The organism is Pantoea sp. 18059, from assembly GCF_902706165.1.
GTDB classification, from domain to species: Bacteria; Pseudomonadota; Gammaproteobacteria; order Enterobacterales; family Enterobacteriaceae; genus Pantoea; species Pantoea agglomerans.
In genome coordinates this window covers 1,277,369-1,293,448 of the sequence record NZ_CACSJS010000001.1, presented here as the reverse complement: position 1 = coordinate 1,293,448, position 16,080 = coordinate 1,277,369, and the positions used below count along the sequence as shown (strand labels likewise).

The 16,080-nt window shown below is 55.3% G+C and carries 14 protein-coding genes and 1 tRNA gene; 7 read left to right on the top strand and 8 right to left on the bottom strand.

Annotation, left to right across the window (positions count from 1 at the left end; translation table 11 throughout):
* Positions 1-349: 349 nt before the first annotated feature.
* The 3 genes from GVJ63_RS06115 (at position 350) to katG (ending at position 6,946) form a co-directional block, all read left to right on the top strand.
* Complete coding sequence (locus tag GVJ63_RS06115) at positions 350-1,447, top strand: efflux RND transporter periplasmic adaptor subunit (protein WP_062757975.1); 1,098 nt, start codon at positions 350-352, stop codon at positions 1,445-1,447.
* Positions 1,444-4,539 (top strand): efflux RND transporter permease subunit, encoded by a 3,096-nt coding sequence (locus tag GVJ63_RS06110; protein WP_159226570.1) that lies wholly within the window; start codon positions 1,444-1,446, stop codon positions 4,537-4,539. The genes GVJ63_RS06115 and GVJ63_RS06110 overlap by 4 nt, the downstream gene beginning before the upstream one ends.
* A gap of 187 nt (positions 4,540-4,726) precedes the next feature.
* The gene (gene katG, locus GVJ63_RS06105; RefSeq protein ID WP_022624989.1) at positions 4,727-6,946 is read left to right on the top strand and encodes a catalase/peroxidase HPI; all 2,220 of its coding nucleotides are present in this window, start codon (positions 4,727-4,729) and stop codon (positions 6,944-6,946) included.
* Positions 6,947-7,071: 125 nt separating this feature from the next.
* On the opposite strand, the gene GVJ63_RS06100 is transcribed toward katG, so the two are convergent.
* The 4 genes from GVJ63_RS06100 to GVJ63_RS06085 form a co-directional block, all read right to left on the bottom strand.
* The gene (locus tag GVJ63_RS06100; RefSeq protein WP_159226569.1) at positions 7,072-8,094 is read right to left on the bottom strand and encodes a type II toxin-antitoxin system HipA family toxin; all 1,023 of its coding nucleotides are present in this window, start codon (positions 8,092-8,094) and stop codon (positions 7,072-7,074) included.
* A complete protein-coding gene (locus tag GVJ63_RS06095) occupies positions 8,091-8,402 on the bottom strand; it encodes a HipA N-terminal domain-containing protein (protein WP_124890102.1) in 312 nt (103 codons plus the stop codon). The genes GVJ63_RS06100 and GVJ63_RS06095 overlap by 4 nt, the downstream gene beginning before the upstream one ends.
* The gene (locus GVJ63_RS06090; protein WP_124890101.1) at positions 8,387-8,722 is read right to left on the bottom strand and encodes a helix-turn-helix transcriptional regulator; all 336 of its coding nucleotides are present in this window, start codon (positions 8,720-8,722) and stop codon (positions 8,387-8,389) included. Before GVJ63_RS06090 ends, GVJ63_RS06095 begins: the two co-directional genes overlap by 16 nt.
* A gap of 369 nt (positions 8,723-9,091) precedes the next feature.
* Positions 9,092-9,167, bottom strand: a tRNA-Asn gene (locus GVJ63_RS06085).
* Positions 9,168-9,500: 333 nt separating this feature from the next.
* Here GVJ63_RS06085 and GVJ63_RS06080 point away from each other — a divergent pair.
* A complete protein-coding gene (locus GVJ63_RS06080; protein WP_159226568.1) occupies positions 9,501-10,622 on the top strand; it encodes a Gfo/Idh/MocA family protein in 1,122 nt (373 codons plus the stop codon).
* 90 nt (positions 10,623-10,712) lie between these two features.
* On the opposite strand, the gene GVJ63_RS06075 is transcribed toward GVJ63_RS06080, so the two are convergent.
* The 3 genes from GVJ63_RS06075 to GVJ63_RS06065 form a co-directional block, all read right to left on the bottom strand.
* A complete protein-coding gene (locus GVJ63_RS06075; protein WP_159226567.1) occupies positions 10,713-11,543 on the bottom strand; it encodes a glycosyltransferase family 8 protein in 831 nt (276 codons plus the stop codon).
* A gap of 12 nt (positions 11,544-11,555) precedes the next feature.
* Positions 11,556-12,938 (bottom strand): D-arabinono-1,4-lactone oxidase, encoded by a 1,383-nt coding sequence (locus tag GVJ63_RS06070; protein ID WP_132500078.1) that lies wholly within the window; start codon positions 12,936-12,938, stop codon positions 11,556-11,558.
* Positions 12,939-13,021: 83 nt separating this feature from the next.
* On the bottom strand, positions 13,022-13,654 hold the full coding sequence (locus GVJ63_RS06065) for a TetR family transcriptional regulator (protein ID WP_010247970.1): 633 nt from the start codon (positions 13,652-13,654) through the stop codon (positions 13,022-13,024).
* Between the two features lie 151 nt (positions 13,655-13,805).
* Here GVJ63_RS06065 and GVJ63_RS06060 point away from each other — a divergent pair, with 151 nt between their 5' ends.
* Positions 13,806-14,345 carry a DUF2058 domain-containing protein gene (locus GVJ63_RS06060; protein WP_159226566.1) on the top strand — a complete coding sequence of 180 codons (540 nt, stop codon included), beginning with the start codon at positions 13,806-13,808 and terminating at the stop codon, positions 14,343-14,345.
* 16 nt (positions 14,346-14,361) lie between these two features.
* Here the strand turns inward: GVJ63_RS06060 and GVJ63_RS06055 are convergent, their stop codons facing one another.
* Positions 14,362-15,060: an RluA family pseudouridine synthase gene (locus GVJ63_RS06055; protein ID WP_159226565.1), complete on the bottom strand. Its 699-nt coding sequence runs from the start codon at positions 15,058-15,060 to the stop codon at positions 14,362-14,364.
* Here GVJ63_RS06055 and GVJ63_RS06050 point away from each other — a divergent pair.
* A complete protein-coding gene (locus GVJ63_RS06050; protein ID WP_154210388.1) occupies positions 15,050-15,352 on the top strand; it encodes a hypothetical protein in 303 nt (100 codons plus the stop codon). The genes GVJ63_RS06055 and GVJ63_RS06050 overlap by 11 nt on opposite strands.
* 116 nt (positions 15,353-15,468) lie before the next feature.
* Complete coding sequence (locus GVJ63_RS06045) at positions 15,469-15,729, top strand: hypothetical protein (protein ID WP_159226564.1); 261 nt, start codon at positions 15,469-15,471, stop codon at positions 15,727-15,729.
* The last annotated feature ends 351 nt before the right edge of the window (positions 15,730-16,080 follow it).

Genomic DNA, 16,080 nt, shown 5'->3' with positions numbered 1-16,080 from the left:
CTGCTGTAAACGCGCGTCATCACTCCCCGCTTTTTCTGCTTTATCCTCTCTGAACTTCTCTCTGGCGAGCCATTCCAGGCCCTGGCAGAGCCTTTTCGTCACTCTGTTTCCAGTGTACGGAATATGCAGGTTTTGTGACTTATGATTTATTTCGTCACTTGTTGCTGAATGGGATGTTTCCTCTGCTCAGGGTGGGTCTGAACCCTTAATCAACGCATCTCCCTGGTTTAACGTGTTTTCATAACCTGTATGAACGGACAATGCCTTTACGTAATTTGTGACTATTGACAGAATTGGTCACATGATAAGAGAATGGCGGCACTCTCCTGCTTACTGTTGAAGGTAATCTATGCTCAGGTTCAATCCTGCCATTCTGGTTGTTTGTCTGCTGCCACTGGCGCTGGCGGGTTGCCGGGATAATTCACCCAAAGACGATCCGCGCACGCAGCCGCCGCTGGTCAGGGTCACAAAGGTCATCAGCGCCACCGATGGCAGCCGTGCGTTTAGTGGCGTCGTGGTTGCCCGGGTTCAGAGCGACCTCGGCTTTCGGGTCTCAGGAAAAATCCTCGAACGGCTGGTGGATAGCGGCCAGCGGGTGAAGCGCGGTCAGCCGCTGATGCGGCTCGACCCGGCAGATCTCCGGCTGCAGGCCCAGGCTCAGCAGCAGGCCGTTGCCGCCGCGCAGGCACGCGTCAGACAGGCCAGCGCCGATCAGGCGCGTTACCGCACTCTGGTGGCAACCGGGGCAGTTTCTGCGTCGGCATACGACCAGATTCGGGCCGCTGCGGCCACCGCTCAGGCTGAGCTGAAAGCCGCCCAGGCGCAGGCCAGCGTGGCAGGTAACGCCAGCGGATATGCGCTGCTCCTGGCTGATGACGATGGCGTGGTGATGGCAACGCTGGCGGAGCCGGGTCAGGTTGTGAGTGCCGGTGAGGCTGTCATCAGACTGGCCAGAGCCGGACAGCGCGAGGCAAGTGTTCAGTTGCCGGAGACCCTGCGCCCGGCAGTGGGAAGTGAGGCAAAGGCAACGCTGTATGGTGCGGGCAGTGCGCCGGTTTCTGCCCGGCTGCGCCAACTGGCTGATGTGGCCGATCCGATGACGCGCACCTTTGAGGCGAGATATGTGCTGGAGGGCGCACTGGCCAGCGCACCGCTGGGAGCCACCGTCACAATCACGCTGCCGAATAAACCGTCGCAACCGCTGCTGCAGGTTCCGCTGGCGGCGATCTACGATGCCGGTAAAGGGCCAGGCGTCTGGGATATTACCGGCCAGCCCGCTACCGTTGCCTGGCGGCCGGTGACGGTGGTGTCGATAAGTGATGAGGCGGCCACCGTCACGGGTCAGCTTAATGCTGGCGATCAGATAGTGGCGCTGGGCGCGCATCTGTTGCAGCAGGGGGAGCGCGTGCGCCCCGATGACGCTGCCGTTGCCGGGAGCCAGCCATGAGCCAGGGACGCTTTAATCTGTCAGCGCTGGCCGTGCGCGAGCGCGCCATTACGCTGTTTCTGATCATCCTGATTACCGTGGCGGGCGTCTTGTCCTTTTTCGAACTGGGACGGGCAGAAGATCCGCCGTTCACCGTAAAACAGATGACGATTATCTCCGCCTGGCCAGGTGCGACGGCTCAGGAGATGCAGGATCAGGTGGCCGAGCCGCTGGAAAAGCGTCTGCAGGAGCTGAGGTGGTATGACCGTAGCGAGACGTACACGCGCCCCGGTCTGGCTTTCACTATGTTATCCCTGCAGGATAAAACGCCGCCTTCCCAGGTTCAGGATGAGTTTTACCAGGCGCGTAAGAAGCTGGGTGATGAGAGCAGAAATCTGCCTGCCGGGGTCATCGGGCCGATGATCAACGACGAGTTCTCCGACGTGACCTTTGCACTGCTGGCGCTGAAGGCAAAAGGGGAGCCGCAGCGCCTGCTGGTTCGTGAAGCGGAATCACTGCGTCAGCGACTGCTGCATCTGCCTGGCGTGAAAAAGGTCAATATCATCGGTGAGCAGAGTGAACGCATCTATGTGTCGTTTTCACACGATCGACTGGCGACGCTCGGCATCACCCCGCAGGCAATTTTTGCTGCGCTGAACGATCAGAATGTCCTGACGCCAGCGGGATCGATTGATACGCAGGGGCCGCAGGTCTTTATCCGCCTGGATGGCGCGTTCGATAAACTGGAAAAAATCCGTGAGACGCCGATTGTGGCGCAGGGGAGAAGCCTGAAGCTGGCGGACGTGGCTACGGTGACCCGGGGTTACGAAGATCCCGCCACCTTTATGGTGCGCAATCAGGGCGAACCGGCGCTGCTGCTGGGTATCGTAATGCGTGAAGGCTGGAACGGTCTGGAACTCGGCAAGGCACTGGCGGCTGAAACCGCCCGCATTAATCAGGCGATGCCGCTGGGGCTCTCACTGACTCAGGTCACCGATCAGTCCGTCAATATCCGCTCGGCGGTTGATGAATTTATGGTTAAGTTCGTCGTGGCGTTGCTGGTGGTGATGGTGGTCTGCTTTGTCAGCATGGGCTGGCGCGTTGGGGTAGTGGTCGCGGCTGCGGTGCCGCTCACCCTGGCGGTGGTGTTTGTGGTGATGGAGGCTTCCGGCAAAAACTTTGACCGCATCACGCTCGGTTCGCTGATTCTGGCGCTGGGCCTGCTGGTGGACGACGCCATTATCGCCATTGAGATGATGGTAGTGAAAATGGAAGAGGGCTACGACCGCATTAAGGCTTCTGCCTATGCCTGGAGTCATACGGCGGCACCAATGCTGGCAGGCACCCTGGTTACGGCCGTCGGGTTTATGCCCAATGGGTTTGCGCAGTCCACGGCGGGCGAGTACACCAGCAATATGTTCTGGATAGTCGGCATCGCGTTGATCGCCTCCTGGATCGTCGCTGTGGTGTTCACCCCTTATCTCGGCGTAAAGCTGCTGCCAGCCATCAAAACGGTAGAAGGCGGTCACGCAGCGATCTACAACACCCGCCACTACAACCGCTTTCGCCGCCTGCTGACCCGCGTGATTGCCCGTAAAGGCTGGGTGGCAGGCGTGGTGATTGCCCTGTTTATCGCCGCTGTGCTCGGTATGGCGCTGGTGAAAAAACAGTTTTTCCCGACCTCAGACCGGCCTGAAGTGCTGGTTGAAGTTCAGCTCCCCTACGGCAGCGCCATAGAACAGACCCGCGCTGCGGCTGAAAAGGTTGAGACCTGGCTTAAACAGCAGCAGCAGGCAAAAATCGTCACCACCTATATTGGTCAGGGGCCACCGCGTTTTTATCTGGCGATGGCACCGGAACTGCCCGATCCGGCCTTTGCTAAGCTGGTGGTACTGACCGACAGTCAGGACGCGCGTGAGGCACTGAAAACGCAGCTGCGCGCCGCCATTGCCAGCGGTCTGGTGCCTGAAGCGCAGGTTCGTGTTACGCAGCTAGTGTTTGGCCCATACTCCCCTTATCCGGTGGCGTGGCGGGTGATGGGGCCTGATCCGGCCCATCTGCGCGCGATTGCCGATCGGGTGGAAGCGGTCCTGCGGGCCAGCCCGATGATGAGGACGGTGAACACCGACTGGGGCGCCCCCGTGCCGACGCTGCATTTCTCACTGGATCAGAACCGGCTGCAGGCAGTGGGGCTGACATCCAGTGACGTCGCCCGGCAATTACAGTTTCTGCTGTCGGGCGTGCCTGTCACTACCGTGCGGGAAGATATCCGCGCGGTCCAGGTGGTGGGGCGTGCGGCCGGAGAAACCCGGCTCGATCCGGCTAAAATCGCCGATTTCACGCTGGTGGGCACCGCGGGTCAGCGTATCCCCTTATCGCAGATTGGTGATGTGCAGGTGAAAATGGAAGATCCCGTGCTGCGGCGGCGCGACCGCACGCCGACCATCACCGTTCGGGGTGATATCGCCGATTCCCTGGAGCCGCCTGACGTCTCGACGGCGCTGAACAAAGCCCTGCAACCGATCATCGCGACGCTGCCCGCGGGCTACCGCATTGAACTGGCCGGTTCAATAGAGGAGTCCGGTAAAGCGACCCAGGCGATGGCCCCGCTGTTCCCAATCATGATTGCAATCACTCTGCTGATCATCATTCTGCAGGTGCGTTCTCTGTCGGCGATGATCATGGTCTTTCTGACTGCGCCCCTCGGGCTGATTGGCGTCGTGCCGACGCTGCTGCTGTTCAGTCAGCCGTTTGGTATTAATGCACTGGTCGGGCTGATTGCCCTGTCGGGCATCCTGATGCGTAACACGCTGATTCTGATAGGGCAGATCCACCACAATGAACAGGAGGGTCTGGCACCCTTTGATGCCGTGGTCGAAGCGACAGTGCAGCGTGCCCGTCCGGTGCTGCTGACGGCAATGGCGGCGATTCTGGCGTTTATTCCACTGACCCACTCGATGTTCTGGGGAACGCTGGCCTATACCCTGATTGGTGGCACGCTGGGCGGCACCCTGATCACGCTGGTTTTCCTGCCCGCAATGTACGCCATCTGGTTCCGCATCCGCCTGCCGGGCAGCAAAACGGCAGTTGTGAAACCGGCGCTGTCGGAATAGTCTCAGGGTGACGGTTGCCGCTTCGCTGCTCTTTACAGCCTGGCGGGAACCATCAATTCATTGTTTTAAGCTTTTGAAGAAGGTGTATAAAAAGGTAAAAGCTATCAAACAGATAGGATGAGACAGGTGTGCGATCCTGAAAATCCTCTATAGAGTAGCGATGAAAATACAAAAAAGAGGTGTGACCATGAGCAATTCCATTGATGAAGATGCAAAAGATGCAAAGCCTATTGTCGAAGCCGATCGCGAAGCGCCCGAGGGCAAATGTCCTTTTCATGCCGGTAAGCCTTCTCAGGAAAATCAGGCGCCGGGCGGCGGAACAACCAACCGCGACTGGTGGCCTAATCAACTTCGGGTTGACCTGCTGAACCAGCACTCATCCCGTTCGAATCCGCTTGATGAATCCTTCGATTACCGTAAAGAATTTGCCAAATTAGATTACTCAGCGCTGAAAGCTGACATCAAAGGGTTGCTCACCGAGTCACAAGCCTGGTGGCCCGCTGACTGGGGCAGCTACATCGGCCTGTTTATTCGTATGGCCTGGCACAGCGCCGGAACCTATCGCTCCGTGGACGGACGCGGTGGTTCAGGTCGTGGTCAGCAACGCTTCGCACCTCTAAACTCCTGGCCAGACAACGTCAGTCTGGATAAAGCGCGCCGCTTACTGTGGCCGGTTAAACAGAAATATGGTCAGAAGATCTCCTGGGCCGACCTCTACATTCTGGCGGGCAACGTCGCGCTGGAAAATTCCGGATTCCGTACCTTCGGCTTTGGTGCCGGACGTGAAGATGTCTGGGAACCGGATATGGATGTGAACTGGGGCGAAGAAGCCGCCTGGCTGGAACACCGTCACCCGGAATCCCTGGCGCAGTCGCCACTGGGCGCTACCGAAATGGGTCTGATTTACGTGAACCCGGAAGGTCCGGAACACAGCGGCGATCCTGCCTCTGCGGCCCCGGCTATTCGCGCCACTTTCGGCAACATGGGCATGAACGACGAAGAGATCGTGGCATTGATTGCTGGTGGACATACGCTGGGTAAAACCCACGGTGCCGCACCGGCCAGCCACGTCGGTGTCGATCCGGAAACCGCACCGATTGAGGCGCAGGGCCTGGGCTGGGTCAACAGCCACGGCACGGGCGTTGGCGCAGATGCGATTACCTCTGGTCTGGAAGTAATCTGGTCTCAGACGCCAACCCAGTGGAGTAACTACTTCTTCGAGAACCTGTTCAAATATGAGTGGGTTCAGACGCGCAGCCCGGCCGGTGCCATCCAGTTCGTGGCAGCTGATGCGCCGGATATTATCCCGGATGCGTTTGACGCCGCGAAGAAACACAAGCCGACCATGCTGGTGACCGATCTGACGCTGCGATTTGACCCGGAGTTTGAAAAGATTTCGCGTCGTTTCCACAACGATCCGCAAGCGTTCAACGAAGCCTTTGCCCGTGCCTGGTTTAAACTGACTCACCGTGATATGGGGCCAAAAGCGCGCTACATCGGACCTGAAGTCCCGCAGGAAGATCTGATCTGGCAGGATCCGCTGCCTGCACCGGTTTATCATCCAACCGTGGCGGATATCGCGCAGCTGAAAGAGAAAATCGCTGCAACCGGCCTCAGCGTCAGCGAGCTGGTTTCGGTTGCCTGGGCCTCGGCATCAACCTTCCGTGGCGGCGACAAACGTGGTGGTGCCAACGGTGCCCGCCTGGCGTTGCTGCCGCAGCGTGAGTGGGACGTCAATGCCGTCGCGGTACGCGTGCTGCCGACGCTGGAAGCGGTGCAGCGTGAAGCGCACAAGGCTTCACTGGCAGATGTGATTGTGCTGGCGGGTGTGATCGGCGTTGAGCAGGCGGCGAAAGCAGCTGGCGTTGAAATTGACGTGCCATTTACTCCGGGCCGTGTTGATGCGCGTCAGGATCAGACTGATATCGAGTCATTCGATCTGCTGAAACCGCGTGCAGATGGTTTCCGTAACTACGGTACTGGCTTCGGCAAAACCACCACCGAAAATCTGCTGATCGATAAAGCGCAGCAGCTGACCCTGACCGTGCCGGAGTTAACGGTGCTGGTTGGTGGGATGCGTGCACTGGGTACTAACTTTGATGGCAGCCAGCACGGTGTCTTCACGCACCACACAGGGACGCTGAACACAGACTTCTTCGTGAATCTGCTGGATATGCGCACCGAGTGGAAAGCCGCCGATTCGACCAATGAGAAATTCATTGGACGGGATCGCGTCACTGGCGAAACCCGTTTCACCGCCACGCGCGCCGATCTGGTGTTTGGCTCCAATGCGGTGTTACGCGCCTCGGCGGAAGTCTACGCCAGCAGCGACGCCCGTGAAAAATTCGTCAAAGACTTTGTTGCCGCCTGGACCAAAGTGATGAATCTGGATCGGTTTGAACTCTGATTGCTGTTGACGTTGTAAAACCTGAAACCCGCTGATATTAGCGGGTTTTTTTATGAGAGCAGGTGAGTTATTCGACCGCTTAACTATCCTTTTACAACCCAAGTACAACAGGTTAATGGCATCATTTAAATTTCGGTCACTGCCAGTAACGTGATCCTTCGGGCCACGTAGTCAAGTACGGCTTCCCGCTGCGATTCAGGCATATGACTTTCATTATAAGTATCGATAATAAGCTGATGATGACTCACCACCTCGGAAAGCCATTTTCGTGCCAGTGTCGGATTAATATCCATACCCTGGGCAAGCAGGATAAAGTCTGCACCCAGATATTCTCCGTACTCTGAATTCATCCCAGGTGCGTTTCCTGCATCATTTTCTTCACGTTCCAGCAGGGGCAAAGCTAAATACTCTCCAAACGCTGCAGGGTAGGGCACAACGCTGATAAAGTCATAAACCGGGGCCAGCCAGGGTGAACCCTGCGGAGGCAGGATAATCCCGATATTGCGCAGATGAAAATCATTGTTTCCCAGCACATAGGCATACACGATGCGCAAAAAGAGGTCTCGTTTACTCTTTAAACTGCTGTTCACTCTGGTATTCAGGAATTTAGCGGCTTTCTCGTAACTGATGGCTTTATGATTATCAATCCTGCCATATTTATCGCCGAGACCCATCGCGCCATCCAGCTGTTCCTGATGTAATCTCGCGTTATCTGACGCTGTCCGGTCATACCTTTTAATGACAAACGCCATTTCATCTGGCCGATTTTCATCGTGTCTGAATGGCATCAGCCCGAACGGGGGAACGTCAAATTTCAGACGCTGCATAACGCACATAGTGGCATGCTCGTTTTCTGCCAGGTGTGGATATTCTTCCGGAGAGGGTTTCAGGATATAGGTGCCATCATTGCTGACGACCACCAGTTCTCCCTTTTCCAGGCGAAGCGACAGTTTGGGTTGATAGCCTGAAATGCTCATGCCTTTCTGACGTTCAGGGAGTTCCTGAATAAACTGACTGCGCGTAAACGGCAGGCTAAGAGCCACATTCAGACTACCCAGCAGATGCCGGATGCCTTTTGTTGAGTAGCCGGTTTTTAGCTCAGATTCTTTAAGCCGTTTTAATGTGATCAGGCAGCGTTCTGAATTCATGATGTTATCTCTTTAAAGACGACAGCCCCAAGCAAATCGTTGCCATTTTCCATCAGTAAGCCGAACAGATCTTTATCATCAATTTTTTGAATTTCAGAATAGCGTTTTCGCAACCAGCCTTCCGGCGCTAAACCTTTAAAGAAGGGATGTAGCTCTTCACTTAAATAGGGCTCAGGTCTTACCGGCATGCTGAGAGATATCGCACAGCCGACATAAGTAGGCAGGTAGCAGAAAGTATAACCGTTATGCCCTTCACTCAGCGTCCCTGCCAGCGTGTTGTAAAGCCACACCTCTATTTTTCGAGCCATACTTTTATACCCAGTTCTTTAAGTAAGGCGTGAAGATTTATTGCCTTTGCAGAAGATGGTCTGGCAATCAGTCGTTTAAATGTTGAGAGTGATACACCAATCTGAATCGCCATCTCTTCATAGGTGATGTTTTGTCGTTTGAGTTCATTGGCCAGTAGTTGTGGCAGTGTCGGAAACGTCAGAGCACTCAGCACCGATCGGGTGTCCGGTTCGTCCGCTTCTGTTGTGGCTTCTCTACTCAAAGCGAACCCCGCCAATACCTTTCGCCGATCTGACTCAGAAAGGTTTATCAGCGAAGATTTAATCTCATCAAGGTTCATTTTTGACCTTTTCTGCATTCTCAGTACGTTTTTTGAAACGATATGGTCCGACTATAGTTCTAATAGGGTCATTTTTGAACCTATTAACGGCAGCATCTTCTCATCTTACCGCCAGAATGCGAAATATGCTGATGAAAGGTCATTTATGACACTTTAAGCCACTGTTAAAACATTTGTTAAAGAGAGTATGAGATGTAGGGGTCAGAAATGAACCTTTAAGTGAGGGCGGAACCGAATGTCTAAGTATCAGGCAATAACGAAAAGAACGGGGAATTTGAAGAGGAAACAGACTGAGTAAGACGCAGGTATTTTATCAGAAGTATGAAAAGCAAAAAACCCGCTTAGTTTCCTAAGCAGGCTTTTCAAATTTGGCTCCTCTGACTGGACTCGAACCAGTGACATACGGATTAACAGTCCGCCGTTCTACCGACTGAACTACAGAGGAATCGTTTGAACGGGGCGCATAGTAACGGCCACGCCGGGCCATGTCAAAGCTCTTTTTCATAAATTAGCGCGACTGCTGAAATAGTCGCCACTATGGCGTTTTAAGCACTGAAAGAGCGGCCTGTGCGGCTGACTCATCCGGCAAAACGCCACGTGTAAAACTGAGGTGTTTATGAGGTGTTCTGGCGCTGTATTGTCCTTGTCAGGCGGCCGGGCGCGTGATTTAACCGGATAGTTTTTTACGGGCGTCACAAAGTCTCCATTCTGGCTTTGTCAGCAATAAAAACGAAACGTAGATTCCATTTCAACCCTGAACAGAATCTCTGGAGTTGAAATGAACAAAGTCAGAATCGGCATGATTGGCAGCGGCTATATCGGACGCTGCCACGCGATTGCTTATGCGCAGGCGCCCACCGTATTTTCGCTGAAAGGCGAAATCGTGCGGGAGATGCTGGCTGAAGTGAACCCGGAGCTCGCCGCCCGTCAGGCGGCGACCTTTGGTTTCGCGCGCTCGACGGGTGACTGGCGCGCGCTGGTCAGCGACCCGGCGATTGATGTCGTGGATATCTGCGCCCCCAACTTCCTGCATAAAGAGATGGCGCTGGAGGCGATACGCCACGGCAAACACGTCTATTCAGAAAAGCCGCTGTCGTTAAGCGTGGCGGATGCGCAGGAGATGGTGGCGGCAGCCGATGCGGCCGGAGTCAAAACGCTGGTGGGCTTCAACTATATGAAAAACCCTACCAGCCAGCTGGCGAAAGAGATCATTGCCAATGGTGAAATAGGCGACGTGGTGCATTTCTACGGCACCCATAACGAGGATTATCTCGCCAGACCGGAAACGCCGCTCGACTGGCACTGTCAGAAAGCGCTGGCAGGCCTCGGTGCGCTGGGCGATCTGGCGGCGCATATCGTTAATATGGCGCACTACCTGGTGGGTGACATTGCTGAGGTCAGCGGCGACATGATGACGGTGATCGCCTCCCGGCCCGACCCGAAAGAGCCTGCGCGGCAGTTACCGGTCGAAAACGAAGATCAGGCCAGCGCGCTGCTGCGCTTCCATAACGGCGCGCACGGCGTGATTGAAACCTCACGCATCGCCTGTGGCGCAAAAATGGGCCTGACTTACGTTGTCACCGGCACTAAAGGCACACTGCGCTACACCCAGGAGCGCATGGCGGAGCTGGAGCTTTATCTGCATGACGAACCGGCCGGGCGTCAGGGATTTAAAACTATCCTGACCGGACCAGCGCACCCTGATTACGCGAACTTCTGTGTTTCTGCCGGGCACGGTATCGGCTTTAACGATCAGAAAACGGTGGAGATTCGCGACCTGATCAACGGCATCGCGGCGGGCGATCGCATGTGGCCCGATTTTGCAGAGGGATTGCAGGTTCAGAAGGTGCTGGAAGCGATTGCTCACTCAGCAGAGCAACGCCGCTGGATTGAGGTGTAGGGCAGAATCAAAGGGATAGAGGGTATTGCCGATGTGTTGATTAACCCAGGCGGACAGGGCGGAAAACGTTGGCTTCCCGCCCACACCCAATCAGATCAGACCGCTTTTTTCCCACCACAATTTATCCAGCGCATAAAAGCGATCGCGCTGGCTCTCGGGCTGGCTGAGATCGCGTTTCCACGGTTTTGCCAGAATATAGTGCAGGTTCTTCACCTCTTCATCGTGCCAGAGACCGCTGTGCTGAAACGGCAGCGTTTTCAAGGCATTGTAGATGTAAGAGAGCGGCTTCCAGCGATTGGCAAACACTTCGTTCAGCAGATCCTGTTCGGAGAAGGGATAGTTACTGAGATCATCAATGCCGGCAATACGCTTTTCCAGTACGTCGAACATCGCATTATCGGGCTTCAGCACCAGAAAACCGCCGTTCAGGTACAGATCCACACTCTCTGGCGCCTTTTCACCGCGCGCCTGCCAGGTATAGTGGCACTGCTCAGGCTGCCACTCTGCCGGATAAGAGGCAATCTGGTTGGGATTACAGCGGCAGGCGTGACAGGCGGCGAGCGGGTTATCGCCCAGATCCAGGGTAAAAAGCTCATCCATGTTTTGAAGGACCAGCATATCGGCATCCAGAAACACGACGCGCTCATAATCGGTTAGCTGCCAGGCGCGCAGCTTGGTCCAGACTTCGCCGAACTGCGCCGATGCGTAGTGCTGATCCAGATCGTCGCGCGGATAGAGGGGGTCGACCGGTTTAATGACACAGCCCTCATCCTGCAAAATCTGACAGTCAGACGCTGAAATCGCCGGCGTGGTCATCACCACCAGCGGCCACTGGCTGTGGCTCTGTTGCAGCGAACGGTGCAGCGCTTTCACGCCCACCAGATAATCGGGTTGAGTTAACAGCGTTACCCAGGCAAACATAGCTTTCCTCAATCAGTCAAAAAGTGGCGTGATGTAGTCGTTACCCAGTCGGCCATTTGGGTCGAGCTGGCTGCGCAGGGCGCGGAAGGCGTCCCACTGCGGATAGATCTCACGCCAGTTGTAACGTTCTTCATCGTAATATTTGCCCCAGTGCGGGCGTCCGCCCTCTTCGGCCAGCAGTTTTTCCACTTCCGTCAGGAAGTGCAGTCCTTCCTGTGACAGCGAACCATCGTCGGCGTAATAGACCACGAAGCCGAAAAAGCAGGTTGGCTGGTCAGCGGCCGGACTGAGCCAGGCCGATGATGCACCGGTGCAGCGCAGGATAATCGGGTAGTGCATATGCGGACGGTTCTCGGCATACCACTGCTTGATGCGGCGAATGATGGCCGGGGTTTTTGCCAGCGGCACGCCGATTTCCACATTGATCTGCGGCACCGCAATGCCGCGGCAGAAGAGCTGGTAAATGTCACCGGTAACATCGGTGAAATCACGAAAACGGGTGACGGTGCGAAACTGTTTTCCCCCTTTGCCCTCAATCTGCGTATCGCGGTGCATATGTGCCAGCGTCTGGTCGATAGTGTCGTTGAGGCTTTCGTCAACGTCGCCCTCATGTTCCACCACCTGACGACCCTGCGCTTCGTAGCGCTGACGCTCTTCGTCACTCGCCTCATGGGCGTTCCAGACGTGCATCAGGTTGTCATCGACAAACCACCAGGCTTTGCTCAGCGGATAGTCGTTGTTCCAGCGCAGCAGATCCTCTTCAAGGGTATCGGCAGAGACGGCATATTTGTGGCAGGTGAAGATGCTAAACGGCTGGGTACGCAGGGTTACCGCGGTAACAATGCCTAGTGCGCCCAGTGAGACCTGCGCTGCCGGGAAGTCAGCGTCGCCACGAACAAATTCGCGCACGCTGCCATCGGCCAGCACCATTCTGATTGCCAGCGCTTCGTCGGCAATCGAACTCTGCTGCAATCCCTGGCCGTGCGTTCCGGTCGCCATCGCGCCCGCCAGCGTCTGAATCGCAATCACGCCTGGCGATGAAGCCAGCATGCGGTTCATTTCGGTCAGGCTGCGATAGACCTGCTCAAGCGGGGTCGCGCCACCAAAGGTTACGCTCTGTTCATCACTGGCAAGCTGGCCGCTCAGTGCGCTGAGATCGAGCAGCACATCGTCATCACTGACATGCAGCATACGACCAGGCGACAGCTTGCTGCCGATCACCCGAATCTGGCCGTGTGACTCCCGGATAAGTCTCTGTAATTCCGCTTCACTGGCGGGACGCTGAACCTGGTGACGGCTGCCGATTTGCGCGTTCTGCGCCCAGTTCCACAGCGCATCATCATCGGGTTCAACATGGGTCTGACGAAGCGGATAGAGGCGTGCATCTCTGCTCACAACAGCATTCCTTATTATTGCATTTTAGTGACAAGTATCAGTAAGCGTAGACTATGGCTAAGCGCAGCCCGGCCTGCGGGCAATTATTTGCGGATATAGCGTAACGTTGCGGTTACAGCCAGCTGACGATTGCGGCGGATACTCTCTGCTTCGCTGTTGTCCGGGCTGAAAAGGGCGTTGAAGGTGTAGCGGTTTGAGACGTGATGAACGCAGATACTGCTGATCAGGCGATGGACATCGATGGTCTGCACATCGGCAGTGAACACGCCCTGTTGCTGACCGCGTGCCAGAATGTCATCCAGCAGATCCAGCGCGCTGCGGTTAAGGGCTTTAATCTGCGGCGACTGGGTGATGTAGCGCCCGCGCAACAGGTTCTCACTGCAGACCAGCCGGATAAAATCGGGATGCTCGACATGGTAATCAAAACTGGCTTCCACCAGGCGGGTCATGGCCAGTTCCGGCTCCATCGCCGCCAGGTTCAGGCCGGTTTCGTGCTGACGTATCTGCTGATAAACCTGCTCCAGCACGTGGATATAAAGCTGCTCTTTACTGCCAAAGTGATAGACCACCATGCGTTTAGTGGTTTGCGCATGCTCAGCAATCTGCTCCAGCCTGGCACCCTGCATACCAAACTCCGCGAAGGTTTTCAGTGCGCCTGCGATGATGCGTTTTTTCAGCCCTTCAGGGTCATTTTTACGTTTTGTTAGCTCTGACATGGTGCTCAATAAGGTGATTTTGACCGGGGAATGTTAGCACAGTGTTGAGAGGCTGCCCGCAATCGCGGGCGCGGCAGGTGCGGCAACCTGGTACAGCCCGGATGATTACAGGTATAATCCCGGACATTATTTCACGGGTTCAGAGACGACAATGACAAAACTCACCTTGCAAGAGCAGATGCTGAAAGCGGGATTAGTATCCAGCAAAAAAATGGACAAGGTTCAGCGGACAGCGAAGAAATCCAGGGTTCAGGCACGCGAAGCCAGAGCGGCGGTGGAAGATAACAAAAAAGCGCAGCTTGAGCGGGATAAGCAGCTGAACGAGCAGCAGAAGCTGGCTGTGCTGTCTAAAGAGTACAAAGCGCAGGTCAAACAGCTGATCGAAATGAACAAAATTGACGTGGCAAGAGGCAACATCAGCTTCAATTTCACCGACAATAACCTGATCAAAAAGATTATGGTGGATAAGCTGACGCAGACTCAGCTGATGAATGGGCGTCTCGCCATTGCCCGCCTGGCGGCTGACAATAATGGCGAGAGCCAGTACGCTATCATCCCGGCCAGCGTAGCGGATAAAATTGCGCAGCGTGATGCCAGTGCCATCGTATTAAACAGTGCATTAAGCGAAGAAGCACAGGACGAAGATGATCCTTATGCTGATTTCAAAGTGCCCGATGATTTGATGTGGTAACAGCGCGCTGACGCATTCAGAACGGGCTGTCGGCAGAGAGTTGCAGCGTGCTGCCGCTGACAGGATGAACAAACGTCAATCCGCTGGCGTGCAGCATCAGTCTCTCTGCCTGATCCGCGCCAGGCAGCAAAAGCCCGCCGTAGAGATCACAGCCCAGAATCGGGTGCCGCAGCTGCTGACAGTGAATGCGCAGCTGATGGGTGCGCCCGGTTTCCGGCATCAGTTCAACCCGCGTGACCGGCAATCCCTTTCCCTTTTTTTCCTGATAATAACCGCGTTCTGTGACCCGGTAGCATGAGCGCGCAGGTTTCCCCTGGATCGGGCAAATCACCATCCGGGGAAACTGCGCCGGATCTTTCGCTATCGCGGCATCAATAACGCCTTCGTCATCGGCAAGGTGCCCGCACAGCAGCGCCTGATAAGTTTTACACACGCTGCGCTGGCTGAATTGCTGGCAGAGTGCCGCGTTAATCGCTTTGCTCCGTGCTACGACCATCAGCCCGGAGGTGCCAAAATCGAGCCGATGAACCAGCGTGCAGCCAGGAAAAAGCTTCACCAGCCGATGATGCACCGAATCGAGGTTTTGCGGATTTTTGCCTGACAGGCTCAGCAAGCCGCTGGGTTTATTGATCACCAGCAGATGGTCGTCCTGAAAGAGGAGGGTTATCTCATCAAAGCAGGGCGGGGCGATAAACGTATCGATAATGGCAGACATCGGGCAACCGGCAGGTAAATGGCAACGGATCATAACCGATTGGCCGGTCACTGACGATGCTGCGCGCAGCCATTATTCTTCGCTGATCGTTTCCCCGCTTTGCGTGAAGAGTGACTGGCCAGCCTGCTGCGTTTCAAATTTGCCATGGGCAGCAAAAACGGAGCAGACCGTCGCAGCCAGCAGCGTAAGGAGAATGGAAAGTTTCATGGTGACATCCCATCGTGAATTTAAAAGCAAGTCTGACAGGAAGGGCGGCAGAGACAAACAGAACAATCCGGAAAAAAAACATTAAGTACATTTGTTCAGCAAGTTGCGCGATTTTTAGTGATAAATTCGGGCAGTTCTCTCTTTTACGACTACAGTCTCTGGTGAGGTTGTCATCAATTCGTATCTAATGGAGGATTTTCTGTGTTATTTCAAAACGACGAGAAAGGCCACGTCATTATTGGCGAAGCGGCACTAAACCTTGCCCTGGGTGAAAAAGAAATCAGTATCGCAACACTCTTTACCCAACTGGGTTATATGGCGAAATCTGAAAGCAACGCGGATCGGCTGACGAAAATCGCCGAAGCCAGAAGCTGGCTGAGTAGTTTTGAGTCACCGGCGATTGCTCAACAGCAGGTGCCGTACCTGCAGACGCTTGCAAGCCTGAACGAAGAGCTGAACTAGCAGTAACGGAACTGATGCCAATGGACGTAGTCCGGCTCCGGCCGGAAAACGACGAAGCGGATGACCTCATCGGTTGCGCGAAAGCGTATACCGGCCGGAGAAGCTGTCAGGGACGACAACTCTCTCTCCATCGCTTTCTGTACAGACCGATCGCGATTCTTATCTACCCTCATTTCAAAGCCAGCCGGGATATAAACCGGAATCATCAGGCACGAGCCAGCTTGTTTCAGCTGTCGTGGCCGATAATATGACCTTCCCTCAGTTTCCGGATGCTCGCCTGACCCTGTCATTCCCGCGTTAACCGCTACGGCTTATTATCTTCTGATTAATCAGATCACTTATTTGTCTGAA